10 protein-coding genes are annotated in these 14,854 nt (G+C 55.9%); 8 read left to right on the top strand and 2 right to left on the bottom strand.

Annotation, left to right across the window (positions count from 1 at the left end; all coding sequences use genetic code 11):
* Positions 1-99 precede the first annotated feature (99 nt).
* The 6 genes from ABWV64_RS04625 to ABWV64_RS04600 all read left to right on the top strand — a co-directional run bounded on the left by ABWV64_RS04625 (position 100) and on the right by ABWV64_RS04600 (position 9,329).
* A complete protein-coding gene (locus ABWV64_RS04625) occupies positions 100-1,296 on the top strand; it encodes a tyrosine-type recombinase/integrase (protein WP_353343101.1) in 1,197 nt (398 codons plus the stop codon).
* Positions 1,293-2,213, top strand: coding sequence for a hypothetical protein (locus ABWV64_RS04620; protein ID WP_353343100.1), 921 nt, complete (start codon positions 1,293-1,295; stop codon positions 2,211-2,213). Before ABWV64_RS04625 ends, ABWV64_RS04620 begins: the two co-directional genes overlap by 4 nt.
* A gap of 240 nt (positions 2,214-2,453) precedes the next feature.
* The gene (locus ABWV64_RS04615; RefSeq protein WP_353343099.1) at positions 2,454-3,473 is read left to right on the top strand and encodes a site-specific integrase; all 1,020 of its coding nucleotides are present in this window, start codon (positions 2,454-2,456) and stop codon (positions 3,471-3,473) included.
* 205 nt (positions 3,474-3,678) lie between these two features.
* Positions 3,679-5,235 (top strand): type I restriction-modification system subunit M, encoded by a 1,557-nt coding sequence (locus ABWV64_RS04610; RefSeq protein WP_353343098.1) that lies wholly within the window; start codon positions 3,679-3,681, stop codon positions 5,233-5,235.
* Positions 5,232-6,440, top strand: coding sequence for a restriction endonuclease subunit S (locus ABWV64_RS04605; RefSeq protein WP_353343097.1), 1,209 nt, complete (start codon positions 5,232-5,234; stop codon positions 6,438-6,440). The genes ABWV64_RS04610 and ABWV64_RS04605 overlap by 4 nt, the downstream gene beginning before the upstream one ends.
* 15 nt (positions 6,441-6,455) lie before the next feature.
* Positions 6,456-9,329: a type I restriction endonuclease subunit R gene (locus ABWV64_RS04600; RefSeq protein ID WP_353343096.1), complete on the top strand. Its 2,874-nt coding sequence runs from the start codon at positions 6,456-6,458 to the stop codon at positions 9,327-9,329.
* 704 nt (positions 9,330-10,033) lie between these two features.
* Here the strand turns inward: ABWV64_RS04600 and ABWV64_RS04595 are convergent.
* On the bottom strand, positions 10,034-11,221 hold the full coding sequence (locus tag ABWV64_RS04595) for a thiolase family protein (protein ID WP_353343095.1): 1,188 nt from the start codon (positions 11,219-11,221) through the stop codon (positions 10,034-10,036).
* Positions 11,221-12,348, bottom strand: a complete 1,128-nt coding sequence (locus ABWV64_RS04590) for an acyl-CoA dehydrogenase family protein (RefSeq protein WP_353343094.1) — start codon at positions 12,346-12,348, stop codon at positions 11,221-11,223. The genes ABWV64_RS04595 and ABWV64_RS04590 overlap by 1 nt, the downstream gene beginning before the upstream one ends.
* A gap of 235 nt (positions 12,349-12,583) precedes the next feature.
* On the opposite strand from ABWV64_RS04590, the gene ABWV64_RS04585 reads away from it, so the two are divergent.
* Positions 12,584-13,570, top strand: coding sequence for an NAD(P)H-dependent flavin oxidoreductase (locus tag ABWV64_RS04585; protein ID WP_353343093.1), 987 nt, complete (start codon positions 12,584-12,586; stop codon positions 13,568-13,570).
* Positions 13,571-13,575: 5 nt separating this feature from the next.
* The gene (locus ABWV64_RS04580; RefSeq protein ID WP_353343092.1) at positions 13,576-14,814 is read left to right on the top strand and encodes an acyl-CoA dehydrogenase family protein; all 1,239 of its coding nucleotides are present in this window, start codon (positions 13,576-13,578) and stop codon (positions 14,812-14,814) included.
* Positions 14,815-14,854: the final 40 nt, after the last annotated feature.

Genomic DNA, 14,854 nt, shown 5'->3' with positions numbered 1-14,854 from the left:
GTTTTTACTGGATCAAACGCACTTTGTTGGTTGTCTTGAGTTTTCTTCGGTTTTGTCTATGTTCATTCCTTGAGTGGTATTGAATGTGGTATTTTATAGATGGCCCTATCCGGCAAACTGACAAAGAAGCTTGTTGAGAACCTTGGTGCTGGGCGGCACGGGGATGGCAATGGATTGTATCTGGTGGTTGACCCGTCCGGCGCGCGGCGCTGGATTGTGCGTGTCGTCGTAAAAGGGGCCAAGAATAAGAAGGGTGCGCCGTTGCGGACGGACTTCGGTCTTGGAGGTGCGGATATTGTCACAATCAACCAAGCGCGCGAACGGGCTTTGGAATATCGTCGCATGGCCAAGCAGGGTTTGAACCCGCGCTTTAATGCCCAGCGCGAAATCCCGACATTTGAGGAATTTGCACAACAGGTACATATTGAACGGATGCCGACGTGGAAGAACGCCAAACATGGGCAGCAATGGATCAACACCTTGCGCGACTATGCATTTCCCAAGATTGGGCGGATGCCGTTGGATAGTATCGACCAACCCGAAGTCATGATGTGCCTGTCGCCTATTTGGACAGAAAAGCATGAAACGGCGCGGCGGTTAGCGCAACGGATCAAAACTGTTCTGGACGTGGCGAAGTCCAAGGGCTTCCGGTCTGGCGAAAACCCGGTGACAGGGATCAAGGATGCTGGTGCCTTGCCCAAGGTTAAGGCCAAACCGAAACATCACAAGGCGATGCGGTGGCAGGATGTGCCAGAGTTCTACGCTGATCTGAAATCGCGCAATGCGATGGCGGCGAATGCCTTGCGGTTTACCTGTTTGACCGGATCAAGAACGAATGAGGTTCTTGGCATGCGCTGGGATGAAATCGACTTCGATGCTCGATTGTGGACCTGCCCAGATGACCGGATGAAAACGGGCGAAGAACATCGCGTTCCGCTTACGGATGAAATGCTGGCGATCATTGAGCCATTGCTGGCTTTGAAGTCTGAATATGTGTTTGAGGGCCAGAAACGCCACAAACCACTTTCGAACATGGCCATGTTGATGCTGTTGCGTCGTATGAATGTTGAGGGCGTCACAGTCCACGGGTTCCGGTCTACGTTTCGCGACTGGGCGTCGGAAGTCGCCAACGCACCGCGCGAAATTGCCGAAATGAGCCTTTCACATAGGGTGGGGTCGGATGTTGAGCGAGCCTATGCGCGTTCTGATCTGCTGGACAAGCGAAGGGCGTTGATGGAGCGCTGGTCTCTATATGCTGCGGATCATCGCGGCAAAGTTGTGAACTTGGCGCGATGAGCAGACGAAAAACAATATTTTACGGCAGAAATCTCAATGAACATCTACAAACATGCCTTGGTTTTCCAGAATATGAGCGGGCTGGGGAGCTATTGGGCGAGATCGATTTTGAGGTGCCCAAGATCGATTGGTTGTCAATTGAGGCCGCTTGCGATCACGATATTTCTGCCTATTCACGGAAAGAGATCGATCTAGCATTTGAAGCGGAAATTGGGTTCAGGGTGCGTAAAGCCATCACTCAAGAACTAAGTGGACCGATGCCTCAGGACGAGACGTCGGAAGCTGAATTTATTAGAAAAGCTGATAGGATCGCTTCACTTGCTCAAAAGTTGACCCAAGAAATTGATGAGTTGGCCGAAATTGGGAGCGCGTTGATTTTGAGGCCTTTGCGGAAGGATGGCCTGTCGTCAGCTGAAGAACCGGAAGAGTTCTATGCCAAGGTAACTGGCAAGACAGAACCACCAACTTCCGATTGCTTTGCCGACTACTGCTCATTCAGGAAAGTATTGGACTACTATGCAAATTTTGCGGCTATGAACGGCGACTTTCAGTCCCTCATGGGTGACAGATTTGCTCGAATGCTCGATTATTCTTGGTATGAAACGTTTGTTAGGAGAGTGGTTTTGGCGTTGTGGCCGACGAGCTTTCCTATGACTGTCACAATCCCCACAGACACTAATATCGGTTACGCTTCGCCCATAATACTGGTTCTCGAAGAGCTTCGCGGACAGTTCAACGAATTAGCGGACCAAATGCCGGGACTGTCAGATATGCGCGAAGAGTGGAGCTATCGCCAACATGCCCGTCTTGTTTTGAAGCTCAGAGATGATTTTGAGAAAAGCGAGATATTTTGGGCTCAAGTACGGCTTCGAAAGTATGATGCGGATCAATCCGCTTTCGGCAAAAATGAATTGTGAAAGCGGATTACCAATCAAGAAGAATCGAAGGCAGTTAAGGCGCACTGAGGCATCCTGAGCGGAGTTAAATGCGATGAAACTGTTCGACCAAAACCGAAACTACGTCCTTGGTGACGAAGAACTCGACCTCATTGGCGAACGCGACAAGCTGGCCCAATGGCGTCACAAAGGCATGGGGCCAGCCTTAAAGGAACCCCTCAACCCCCTCTTAAACCCTCACTTCGGAAAGGACGCTGAGTCATGCGGAAATACAATGCAGAAAACGAGCGGTTGAAGCTGCGATATGAGCAATATCTACGCGAAGCTAAAGGGCAGGACGACAAGTCTATCGACAAGATGCGTGCGGCCTTGGTGAAATTTGAACAAAGCACCAAGTACAAACCGTTCAAGTCGTTCCGCGTAGATCAAGCGCGTCAATTCAAGGACGCCTTGAGCCGCGCTAAGACAGTCCGAGGTAAGCCGCTGGCCCTGACAACGATTGATGCAACGCTGCGATTGGTAAAAGGGTTCTTTCACTGGTTGGCGGGCCAGCAAGGTTTCAAAAAGGTGGTGACCTATTCCGAGGTCGAATACTTCAACAACAACCGCAACGATGCCCGAGCGGCCCACGCCCAGCGAGCAGTTCAATATCCGTCAACGAAAGCCGCTCATCACGCATTTCAGGCAATGTCGGATGGAACAGAGATAGAGAGGCGCAACAAGGCCATGTTCGCGTTTCTGGTGATCACAGGCGCGCGGATCGGGGCCGTGTCTTCATTGCGCCTCAAACATATCAACCTCATAGACGGGTATGTGTTTCAGGACGGACGAGAGGTGCGCACGAAAGCTGGCAAGACTTTCACCACATGGTTCTTCCCGATGCATCCAGATTATCTAGCGTGTTTCACCAAGTGGGTGATTTATCTGCGTGATGAAAAGATGTTCGGCCCCGAAGACGCACTGTTCCCACAGCCCGAGCGGCGGTTGGTAAACGGTAAGTTCGTCTTCGATACAGTCTCAGGCGACATCTATGCCAACGGGTCCGTCGTCAACAAGGTGTTCAAAGAAGCCTTCGCGCAAGTCCAGATGCACCCCTACGGCGCGCACAGCATCCGCAAAACCCTTGTGCAAGAAATGAACGACCGCCACCTTGCATTGGCCGAACAAAAGGCATGGTCGCAGAACTTGGGCCACGAGAATTTTGCGACGACGGTTTCAAGTTACTTGCCCGTCTCGGATCAGCAACAAGGTGCGTTGATCAGGGCGCTTGAGGTGGCTTGAGATGCCCCCCGATTCGTCTTTGGGAGAACACAACCCAGATACCCGCGATGGTGGGCAGTGCGAAATAACCTGTATCAAAACATGGTGTGAGGGTCTGGTGTCGACTTTCGTGCTGACGCAGACGTTGCACGTTTCGGGTTACCAAGCTCCCTTCCCAATGCTCCGGAAATCCTTCATCAATGGATAAACAGTTGGGAAGACCGAAATGACTGAAGAACAGAAAAAGAAACTTGAACAGAAACTTTGGGATATCGCCAACACGTTACGCGGCAAGATGAACGCGGATGAGTTTCGCGACTATATTTTGGGATTCATCTTTTATAAATACCTGTCTGAACGGCTGTATATCTATGCCAATTCGATCCTGACGGCGGATGGTATTGATTTCGCGGATGTCAATGAGACTACCGACGACGGCAAGGCGATCATGGATGCTGTTGCCGAAGCGGCGGTTGATGAATTGGGTTATTTCCTCAAACCGTCCGAGCTGTTCAGCGCCGTGGCCACGCGGGGCAGCAAGCCGGGCAACTTCATTCTCGAAGACCTTGCGCGCATTCTCAACAATATCGAACGCTCGACCATGGGCACGGAATCCGAGGATGATTTCGACGATCTGTTTTCCGACATGGATCTGACGTCCAACAAACTGGGCCGCACCGAAGAGGCCAAGAACACCCTGATCGCCAAGGTGCTCACCCATCTGGACGAGATCGACTTTGAGCTTGAAAAGGCCGACAGCGATGTTCTGGGCGATGCATATGAGTATCTGATCGGGCAATTCGCCAGCGGGGCGGGCAAGAAGGCGGGCGAATTCTACACCCCGCAAGAGGTCTCGACCATCCTTGCGCGCATCGTCACCACGGGCAAGGACCGGATCAGATCGGTTTATGATCCCACCTGCGGGTCCGGCTCGCTTTTGCTGCGCGTCGCCAAAGAGGTCGAGGTCGGCGATTTCAACGGGCAGGAAATGAACCGCACGACCTATAACCTTGCGCGGATGAACATGATTTTGCACGGGGTGCATTATCGCAACTTCGACCTGAAACAAGAAGACACGCTCGAACACCCCCAACATGCCGAAAAACGCTTTGAGGCCGTGGTCGCCAACCCGCCGTTTTCCGCCAAATGGTCGGCCAATCCGCTCTTGCTCACCGATGATCGTTATAGCCAGTATGGCAAGCTCGCCCCCGCCAGCAAGGCCGACTTTGCCTTTGTCCAACACATGCTGCACCAGCTTGATGAAAACGGCACCATGGCGGTGATCTTGCCCCATGGGGTGCTGTTTCGCGGCGCGGCAGAGGGGCATATCCGCGAATATATTATCAAAGAGCGCAACTGGTTGGATGCTGTGATTGGCCTGCCTGCGAATATCTTTTACGGCACCTCTATTCCCACTTCTATCTTGGTGTTTAAAAAATGCCGTGAGCATCCCAAAGACATCTTGTTCGTCGATGCCTCGACCTGTTTTGAGAAGGCCAAGAACCAGAATTCTCTGCGGGTTGAGGACATCACCAAGATTGTCGACACCTACCGCAATCGCGCTGTGGAAGACCGCTTTTCCCACCGTGCGACGTTGGCTGAGGTGGCTGAGAACGATTACAACCTCAACATCCCGCGCTATGTCGACACCTTCGAGGCCGAAGAACCCGTCAACTTGGCTGAGGTCGCCACAGCACTGAAAGCGAATGCCGAGGGCATGGCCGATCTGGACGCACAGATTGCGGGCTTTTGTGCCGAGCTTGGGATTGAGGCCCCGCTATGAGTGAGGCTGTAACCGTGCCAGTGCTGAGGTTTCCTGAGTTTGAGGGGGCTTGGGTTAAGAAACCACTCAACAATGCTTGGCGTGTTAAGGGCAAACGAAATGTAGACAATACCTTTGGCAAGGACAGGGTTCTTTCAGTTTCAGGTGAAAAAGGAATCGTAAACCAAATCGAGCATCTGGGGCGAAGCTATGCTGGGGTATTGGTCGATAACTATCATGTCGTTGAAGTTGGCGATATTGTTTACACAAAAAGCCCGCTGAAATCGAACCCGTTTGGGATTATTAAGGCCAACAAAGGGCAAAGCGGTATCGTTTCAACACTATATGCGGTTTACGAAGTTCGCGTCGAACATGATTCCGAATTTTGGGACCGGTATTTTGAACTCGACAACCGAACCAACCACTATCTTAAGCCGCTTGTTCACATTGGCGCAAAAAACGACATGAAGATCAATAACGAGCGTGTTTTAATTGACCCCGTCTCGTTCCCCTCACTCCAAGAACAAAAGAAAATCGCGGCGTTTTTGGGGGTGGTGGATGCCAAGCTCGCGGCGCTGCGGGATCGGGTGGCGCTGTTGGAGCGCTACAAACGCGGGCTGATGCAAGCGCTGTTCAGCCAATCCCTGCGCTTCACCAAACCCGACGGCACCGCCTTTCCCGATTGGGAAGAGAAAGCCGCGAACGAGCTGTTTGTTAGTGTGTCCAATAAAAAGCATACTGGGGACTTGCCCATTCTTGCTATTACGCAAGAGCAAGGCGCAGTTCTAAGGGAAAATATTGACATCGACATTAAGGCGACAGCCGCGAGCATATTGTCATACAAAATTGTTGAACGCGGAGACTTTATTATTAGCCTTAGGTCATTTCAAGGCGGCATCGAGTATTCTAAAGTGCATGGAATTTGCAGCCCAGCATATACTATTTTGAAACCAACGTTGCCAATATCTGATGGGTTCTTCATGAGCTATTTCAAGGATCTTGATTTCATTTCTCGGCTGTCGGCAACTGTTGTGGGCATCCGAGAAGGTAAGCAAATTAGCTATTCTGCATTTGGCACTTTGACGCTGCCATATCCACACCCCGACGAACAAACCAAAATAGCCGAAGCGCTCTCTGCCATGGATGCCAAAATCGCGGCGGTGGCGGATCAGGTGGCGCAGATGGAACAGTTCAAAAAAGGTCTGTTGCAACAGATGTTTGTATAAAGAATAGGGGCAATTATGGCCGAGTATCAATCCGAAGCGCAGCTTGAAAACGATCTGGTCAAACGGCTGATCGGTTTGGGCTATGACCCCGTCACGCTGCCCGACATGGCGGCGGTGCAGGCGAACCTGCGGGTGCAGCTGGGCAAACAGAATGATATCACCCTATCAGACCAAGAATTCGCCCGCGTGCTCAACCATCTCGACAAGGGCAATGTGTTTGAACGCGCCAAGATTTTGCGCGGGCGGATGCATCTGACCCGCGATGATGGCTCATCGGCCTATTTGCAGTTTTTGAACACGGATGAATGGTGTCAAAACCAGTATCAGGTGACCACCCAAGTGACCGTGACAGGCCACCACAAAACGCGGTTCGACGTGACCTTGCTGGTCAACGGTCTGCCCCTTGTGCAGATCGAGTTGAAACGGCGCGGGGTTGAGTTGAAAGAGGCGTTCAACCAGATCAACCGCTACCAGCGCCACAGCTATTGGTCCGAAAGCGGGTTGTTCCAGTATGTGCAGCTGTTCGTGATCAGCAACGGCGTGAACACCAAATACTACGCCAACAACCACAATCAGGATTTCAAGCAGACGTTTTTCTGGGCGAAAGAAGACAACACGCTGGTGACGCAACTGGACGCCTTTGCCGATGCGTTTCTGGAAAAATGCCACGTCAGCAAGATGATCAGCAAATACATCGTGCTGCACGAAAGCGACAAAGTGCTGATGGTGTTGCGGCCCTACCAATACTACGCGGTCGAGGCGATTGACGCGCGGGTGAAGGCAGGGCGCAAGAACGGCTATATCTGGCACACCACGGGATCGGGCAAGACGCTGACGTCGTTCAAGGCAGCACAGGTGTTGATCGAGAATCCCAAAGTGGACAAGGTCGTGTTCGTCGTGGACCGCGCCGATCTGGATTACCAGACGACCAAGGAGTTCAACCACTTCTCTGATGGCTCGGTCGATGGCACGGATAACACCAAGGCGCTGGTCGGGCAGCTGGGCAGCGATACCAAGCTGATCGTGACCACGATCCAGAAGCTGAACACGGCGATCAGCCGGGATCGGTATGACGCTGCGCTGGGCGCGGTAAAAGACCAGCGCGTTGTCTTCATTTTTGACGAATGCCACCGCTCGCAATTTGGCGACACACACAAGCGGATCGTGGGGTTCTTTAGCAAGGCGCAGATGTTCGGGTTTACGGGCACGCCGATCTTTGCCGATAACGCAGTCGGCAAGCGTACAACCAAAGATTTGTTTGCCGAATGCCTGCATAAATACGTGATCACCGACGCGATTGCCGACGAAAACGTGCTTCGGTTCTCGGTTGAGTATTGGGGCAAGCTGAAGCGCAAGGACGGGAGCCTGATTGACGAAGAGGTGCCCGCGATCAATGTGCGCGAATTCTACGATAACCCTGACCGGATCGAGGGGGTAGTGGACTGGATCATCCAGAACCACGACCGCAAGACGCACAATAAGCAGTTCAGTGCGATGTTATGCGTCAGTTCTGTGGATGCCCTGATTGCCTACTACGAAACCTTCCGGCGCAAGAAAGAGGCGGGCCAACATCACCTGCGGGTTGCCACGATCTTTACATATGGGCCGAACGAAGCTGACCCGGATGCGGACGGTATGATTGGCGACCCTGATCTGAACGTGGCTGATCTCCCGGTGGATGTTCACAAGCGGGACAAGCTCGAGTCCTTCGTCGCGGACTACAACGCGATGTTTCAAACCAAGGAAACCGTAAAGGACAGCGCGGGGTTCTACACCTACTACAACCATCTGAGCAAACGTCTGAAAGAGCGGGACCGCAAGGATGCGCTCGACAAGGACCGGCTGGATATCCTGCTGGTGGTCAATATGTTCCTGACCGGGTTCGATGCCAAGAAGCTGAACACGCTCTACGTTGACAAGAACCTGAAATTCCACGGTCTGATCCAGGCGTTTTCGCGCACCAACCGGATTTTGGGACAGGTGAAATCGCAGGGCAATATCGTCTGCTTCCGAAATCTCAAACCCAAGACGGACGAAGCTATCACGCTGTTTTCCAACAAGGAAGCTATCGAGACTATCCTTATGGCTCCCTATGGCGACTATCTAGAACAGTTCAACGCGGCGGTTGAGGCACTAAAGGCCATTGCTGCCGAACCGGATATCGTCAACGATTTGAAGTCCGAAGAAGATCAGCTTGCCTTCGTTCAAGCTTTCCGTGACCTGATCCGTCTGCGAAATGTGCTAACTAGTTTTACAGAATATGACCCTGCTGATCTGGATTTAGCCACGCAAGAGTTCGAGGACTACAAAAGCAAGTATCTAGACATTCACGACAAGACTAAGACCGATAAGCTCGACGATGCAGCGTCTATTATTGGCGAGGTGGATTTCGAGCTTGAACTGATCCAGCGGGACGAAATCAACGTCGCCTATATCTTGGCGCTATTGGCGGAGGCCTTTGAGGATCAAGACAGCCTCGATCCCAAAACCCGAGATGCGTCGCAGGCCAAGAAGAAAATGGTTCAGGATTTGCTTGGGTCGGAACGGCATCTACGCAGCAAGCGTGAGTTGATTGAGAAATTCATCGAAGAGCATATGGGCGCAATGACGCCGGGGAACTCCGTCACCGACGAATTCAACGGCTTTTGGGACAATGAAAAGTCGAAAGCCATTGCCGAGGTTTGTGCAACGGAAAAGCTTAACCCTGAGGCCTTCAAGGAGATGATCGAGCAATATCACTTTTCGGGTAAGAAGCCCCTGCAAGGAGAGATCGTGAGCGCGTTAGAAGTGAAACCTAAAATTTTGGAGCGTAAGAGCGTTGTCGAGCGGATCAGGGCTAGACTTTTGAAGTTGGTTGCGACCTTTGACGAGGGATTGGGCGGGCTATAGGATTGTAAGCGAGTTCCAGCCACATGGAGCGTTTTGGGGGAGTTGAGGTGGTATTTTTTGTGGTATATATTTTGTATTGAATTTTTTAGTGTTTAAATGTCATATCTTTACAAGATTAATATGGCGGACTTCGTCTCCGCCATTGGGCTCTCAAATGCCTATGTTTATCAACGCGTTGCGATTGAGATATCGGTCTGCGCTCGCATTTCTTCCCCCATTTAGTCCTTGTGACGTAGGCTCTCGGGCCGGATGAAACGGTCGATCGTTACATGCTGGTGAGGCCGCGAGACGCTTTGGCGGTCCTCTGGGGCGCTGTTTTTGCCTCGGCGGCGTCGGCCTCTTTCCGTCTTTATGTCCGGCAGCGTATAATCATTGTCATCCTGCCGTAATCAGCTGCGTTTGTCGTGTTGCTCACAACATCAAATTCATCGGGGCACGCCCGAACGGCTTGTTGGGCGCAATACTTTGGCGATTCCACGCATGAAATCATGAACTGCCCTTTGCCCAATGGCTCTACCCTAACCGTAGAGAGCATGGCGTTCGGGTCGGTCGTGCTGATACAAGCGGTCAATCCGGTCCAGGCCACCAGCCCACAAGACAATCTGAACATCTGTTCTCTCCTGATTTACGTGATTAAGCGTATATCGTGCATGTCATATGCGCAACATTGGCGCCTCGACGCACGGCCAGATGCTCCGCGCCTGTTACGGCGCCAACCTCTCGATCGCAATCGCCGTGGCTTCGCCGCCGCCGATGCAAATGCCCGCGATGCCGCGTTTGAGGCCGCGGGTTTCGAGGGCGTGGAGCAAGGTCACACAGATGCGTGCGCCCGAGGCGCCGATGGGGTGCCCCAAGGCGCAGGCCCCGCCGTTCACGTTCAGCTTGTCATGGGGAATGCCCAGATCGGCCATGGCGATCATCGCGACCATGGCAAAGGCTTCGTTGACCTCGAACAGGTCGATATCCGCGATCCCCCATCCCAGACGGTCCATCAACCGGCGCATCGCGGGCACGGGGGCTTTGGGGAAATCCTTGGGCGCGCCCGCATGGGCGCTGACGCCGCAGATCCGCGCGATCGGCACGGCGCCGCAGTCTTTGGCATAATCGGCGCGCGCAAGGACCAAAGCCGCCGCCCCGTCCGAGATCGAACTGGCATTGGCGGCGGTGATCGTGCCGTCTGTGCCAAAGGCGGGGCGCAGGGCGGGGATTTTTTGCGGATCGGCTTTGGCGGGCTGCTCGTCGGTGCGGACTTCGCCCGTGCGGGTGGCAACAGCGGCGATTTCGCCGTCAAAGGCGCCGTTTTGCTGCGCGGCGCGCGCACGATGCAGGGTTTCGATGGCAAAGCTGTCTTGGCTTTCGCGGCTAAAGCCATAGTCCCGCGCCACGGCATCGCCGAAGCTGCCCATCAATCGGCCCTTGTCGCCGTAATGGTCTTCGAGCCCGTCAAAAAACATCGAATCGACGGTGACGCCGTGGCCGATCCTCGCGCCGCCGCGCTCTTTGGGCAGCAGATAGGGGGCGTTCGACATGCTCTCCATTCCGCCCGCAATCACCAGTTTTGACAGGCCCGATTGCAGCGCGCTATGGCCCAAGATCATCGCTTCCATCCCTGACCCGCAGACCTTGGAAATCGTGGTGCAGGGGGTGTGATCGGACAGGCCTGCCTTGAGCGCGGCTTGGCGTGCGGGGGCTTGGCCTTGGCCGCCGAGCAAGACGCTGCCCATCAAAACGCGGTCCACATCTGCCGCATTGAGCGCAGCGCCGCGCGCGGCCGATTGCACGGCGGCGCGGATCGCAACCGCGCCCAGATCAGAGGCGCTTTGGTCTTTCAAGGTGCCCATGAGGCTGCCCATCGGGGTGCGGGCATAGCCCAAAATCACGGTGTCCTGCATCACAATGCCCTCCCGATGATCATCCGCTGCACATCGGATGTGCCCTCGTAAATCTGGCACACGCGCTGGTCGCGGTAGAGTTTCGCCAACCCGTAGTCTTCGAGATATCCATAGCCGCCCAAGGTCTGGATCGCGCCGGAGCAAATCTTCTCCACCGCCTCGCTGGCGGCGAGTTTGGCCATACAGGCTTCGGTCAGGCAGGGGCGGCCCGCGTCCTTGAGGGCGGCGGCGTGAAGCACCAGATGGCGCGCCGCCTCCAGACGCGTGGCCATATCGGCCAAACGAAAGCCCACGGCTTGGTGCTCGATGATTTTTTGGCCGAAGCTGGTGCGCTCTTTGGCATAGGCGATTGCGATGTCCAGCGCGGCCTGCGCCATCCCGATACATTGGGCCGCGATGCCGATCCGTCCGGTCTCAAGATTGGACAGGGCGGTGCGATAGCCCCTGCCAACCCCGCCCAGAACCGCATCATCCGGCAGCATCACATCGTCAAAGCGCAAGGCGCAGGTGTCAGATGCGGCTTGGCCCAGCTTATGCTCGACCTTATCGACGCTATAGCCCTCGGTGTCGGTGGGCACCAAGAAGGCGGTCATGCCGTTTTTGCCCGCCGCCGGATCGGTCACCGCGATGACCATGGCCAGTTTGGCGATCCGGCCCGAGGTAATGAATTGCTTGGCCCCGTTGAGCCGCCAGCCGCTTTCGGTTTTCTCGGCGCGGGTGCGGATGGCGGCGGCGTCGGTGCCTGCATCCGCTTCGGTCAGGGCAAAGGCGCCGATCGCCTCGCCGCGCATCAGCGGGCCGAGCCAGCGCGCCTTTTGCGCCTCGGTGCCGTCCTTGAGCACCCCGCCCACCATGATGGAGTTCTGGATGCTCACAATGGTCGACAGCGCGCCGTCGCCAGCGGCCAGTTCGATCAGCGCCAAGACATAAGAGACGAAATCCGACCCTGCGCCTCCGTATGTTTCGGGGGCGGTCATGCCCATCAACCCGAGGCTGCCGAGCTGCTCGAACAGGCTGGGCGGATAGGATTGGTCGGCTTCGAATTGCGCGGCCTTTGGGCGGAGTTCGCCTTGGGCAAAATCGCGCACCATGTCGCGGATCATCTCTTGTTCGTTTGTCAAAATCATATCGTCCTCCTTGGCCCACGGATAGGGCGCGCCGCCGCGCTGCTGCCCCGACCAAAGGCGGGCAGGGGGCGCGAAAATGCGTAGGGCGCGGGCAGGAATTGGCACGGTCCATACTTTGGGCGGGTCTGCGCCGCCGCCGCCGCCGCCACATCAAAGCGCGCCGGAGGCAAACCGCCGGCGCAGGGGAACAGCCGCGGCGCAGCGCCGCGCGCATTTACGAGGAGGGCGGCAAGCCGTGGCGATATCAACGAGATTTACTCAACTGGTCGGGGTCCGGCATCCGGTCATGCAGGGGGGCATGATGTGGGTGGGACGGGCCGAAATGGCGGCGGCGGTGTCGAATGCGGGCGGGCTGGGGACGCTGACGGCGCTGACCTTTCCGACGCCGGATGCTTTGGCCGCCGAAATCGCGCGGTGCAAAACCATGACCCACAAACCCTTTGCGGTGAACCTGACGATCCTGCCGTCGCTCACTCCGCCGCCCTATGCCGATTACCGCCGCGCCATCATCGACAGTGGCGTGCGCATTGTCGAAACCGCAGGGGCGAAACCGCAAGAGCATGTGGAGGAGTTCAAAGCCCACGGCATCACCGTCATCCATAAATGCACCTCGGTGCGCCATGCGGTTTCGGCGCAAAACATGGGGGTGGATGCGATCTCGATCGACGGGTTCGAATGCGCGGGCCACCCCGGTGAGGACGATGTCCCCGCTTTGGTATTGGTCCCTGCCGCCGCCGATCAGGTGCATATTCCGATGCTGGCCTCGGGCGGATATGGCGATGGGCGCGGATTGGCGGCGGCTTTGGTCTTGGGGGCCGAGGGCATCAATATGGGCACGCGGTTTTGCGCCACCAAAGAAGCGCCGATCCACGACAAGGTCAAAGCGCTCCTCGTCGCCAATGACGAACGCGCGACCCATTTGATTTTCCGCAAATTCCGCAACACCGGCCGCGTCGCCAAAACTTCGGTCTCCGATCAGGTGGTCGAGATCAGCGCGCGCGAGGGCGCGGTTTTCGAAGACATCCAACCGCTTGTTTCGGGGGCCAAGGGCCGGATCGCTCTGGAGAGCGGCGATCTGGAGGCTGGGCTGATCTGGGCGGGGCAAATCCAAGGATTGATCCACGATATTCCAAGCTGCGCCGATCTCATCGAGAGGATCGTCGCCCAAGCGCAAAGCGTGCTGCGCGCGCGTCTGAGCACCATCACCGAGGCAAAAGGATAAACGCCATGACCCATATTCCACAGCATTGGGCGGTCAAACGCCGCGCCGAGCAAACCTCCAGCGATCTGTTCTTGCCCGCCGAGGCCATCGAGGTGCGCAAAATGGCGCGCAGCTTTGCCGACGAGGTGCTGCGCCCCTTGGCGCATGAGATCAACTGCACGCCCGAGCGGCGCGACGGGTTTCGCCATGATGTGTTCGACGCCATAGCGGCAGCGGGCCTATACAAGGTGCCCTTTGCCAAGGATGTCGGCGGCTTGGGCCTCGACTATCCGACGCTCGGCACGATTATCGTGCTTGAGGAACTGGGCTATTATTCTGCGGGCATCGCATCGGCGATGTTTGACGGGCAGGGGATTTTGGTGGGCACCACCTTGGACCGTGTGGGCGGGCATTTGCGCGAGACATGGTTGCCCAAACTGGTGCGCGGCGAATTTGTCGGCTCCTTTGCCACCTCCGAGCCGATGGCCTCGACCGATCTGTCGGTGCAGGCCACGCAGACCGCGGCAGTGGAAGTGGAGGGCGGATGGCGGATCAGCGGGACCAAACGCTGGATCACCAATTCGGTGGCGGCGGATATCTTGTTGGTGCTGTGCCGCACGGGCGCCAGCCTGACGGCATTTTTGGTCGATATGAAAGCCGAAGGGGTCAGCGTGTCGGACCCCGATCAAAAGATGGGCAACCACGCGCAATTGACCGCCGACATCACGCTCGACAATGTGTTCGTTCCGGCCGATGCGGTGTTGGGCGAGGTGGGCAAAGGGCTGCGGACGATGCTGGCCGCGCTGAGCCTTGGGCGGATGGGCATCGGGGCGGTGGGTGTTGGCATGGCGCAGCGCGCGCTCGATGTCGCGGCCCATTACACCACCGAGCGGCATGTTTTCGGACAACCGATTGCGCGGTTCCAGCATTGGCAATTCACCTTCGCCGATCACGCGATGGAACTGGAGGCGACGCGCAGCTTGGTTCACAAGGCCGCGATGATCTATGACACGACCGGCGATCCCGAACCCTTTGCCGCGATGGCGAAAATCAAAGGCTCGCAGATTGCCGTCGATGTGGCCCGTGATGCGATACAGGCCTGCGGCGGCTACGGGTTTGCCCGCCATATCACCGGCGAGGATCAACCTTGGCCGCTTGAGGCGATCTATCGCGATGCCAAAATCGGCGAAATCTACGAGGGCGCCAATGAGGTGCAGCGCTGGGTCATCGCGCGCAGCCTGTTTGGCCGCGAAGTCACCTCTTAGGCGTGGTTTTGGCCCCATCCTTGGGATGGGGCCTGCGCCT

The sequence above is a fragment of the Litorivita sp. NS0012-18 genome (assembly GCF_040371945.1).
Taxonomy (GTDB): domain Bacteria; phylum Pseudomonadota; class Alphaproteobacteria; order Rhodobacterales; family Rhodobacteraceae; genus Litorivita.
Note: the sequence above shows the minus strand (reverse complement) of the source record. Positions and strands in the feature narration are given on the sequence as shown.

Bases quoted from the DNA above. Each gene is read 5' to 3' on its own strand.
- ABWV64_RS04625 (WP_353343101.1), top strand. From the start codon at position 100: ATGGCCCTATCCGGCAAACTGACAAAGAAGCTTGTTGAGAACCTTGGT.
- ABWV64_RS04620 (WP_353343100.1), top strand. From the start codon at position 1,293: ATGAGCAGACGAAAAACAATATTTTACGGCAGAAATCTCAATGAACAT.
- ABWV64_RS04615 (WP_353343099.1), top strand. From the start codon at position 2,454: ATGCGGAAATACAATGCAGAAAACGAGCGGTTGAAGCTGCGATATGAG.
- ABWV64_RS04610 (WP_353343098.1), top strand. From the start codon at position 3,679: ATGACTGAAGAACAGAAAAAGAAACTTGAACAGAAACTTTGGGATATC.
- ABWV64_RS04605 (WP_353343097.1), top strand. From the start codon at position 5,232: ATGAGTGAGGCTGTAACCGTGCCAGTGCTGAGGTTTCCTGAGTTTGAG.
- ABWV64_RS04600 (WP_353343096.1), top strand. From the start codon at position 6,456: ATGGCCGAGTATCAATCCGAAGCGCAGCTTGAAAACGATCTGGTCAAA.
- ABWV64_RS04595 (WP_353343095.1), bottom strand. From the start codon at position 11,221: ATGCAGGACACCGTGATTTTGGGCTATGCCCGCACCCCGATGGGCAGC.
- ABWV64_RS04590 (WP_353343094.1), bottom strand. From the start codon at position 12,348: ATGATTTTGACAAACGAACAAGAGATGATCCGCGACATGGTGCGCGAT.
- ABWV64_RS04580 (WP_353343092.1), top strand. From the start codon at position 13,576: ATGACCCATATTCCACAGCATTGGGCGGTCAAACGCCGCGCCGAGCAA.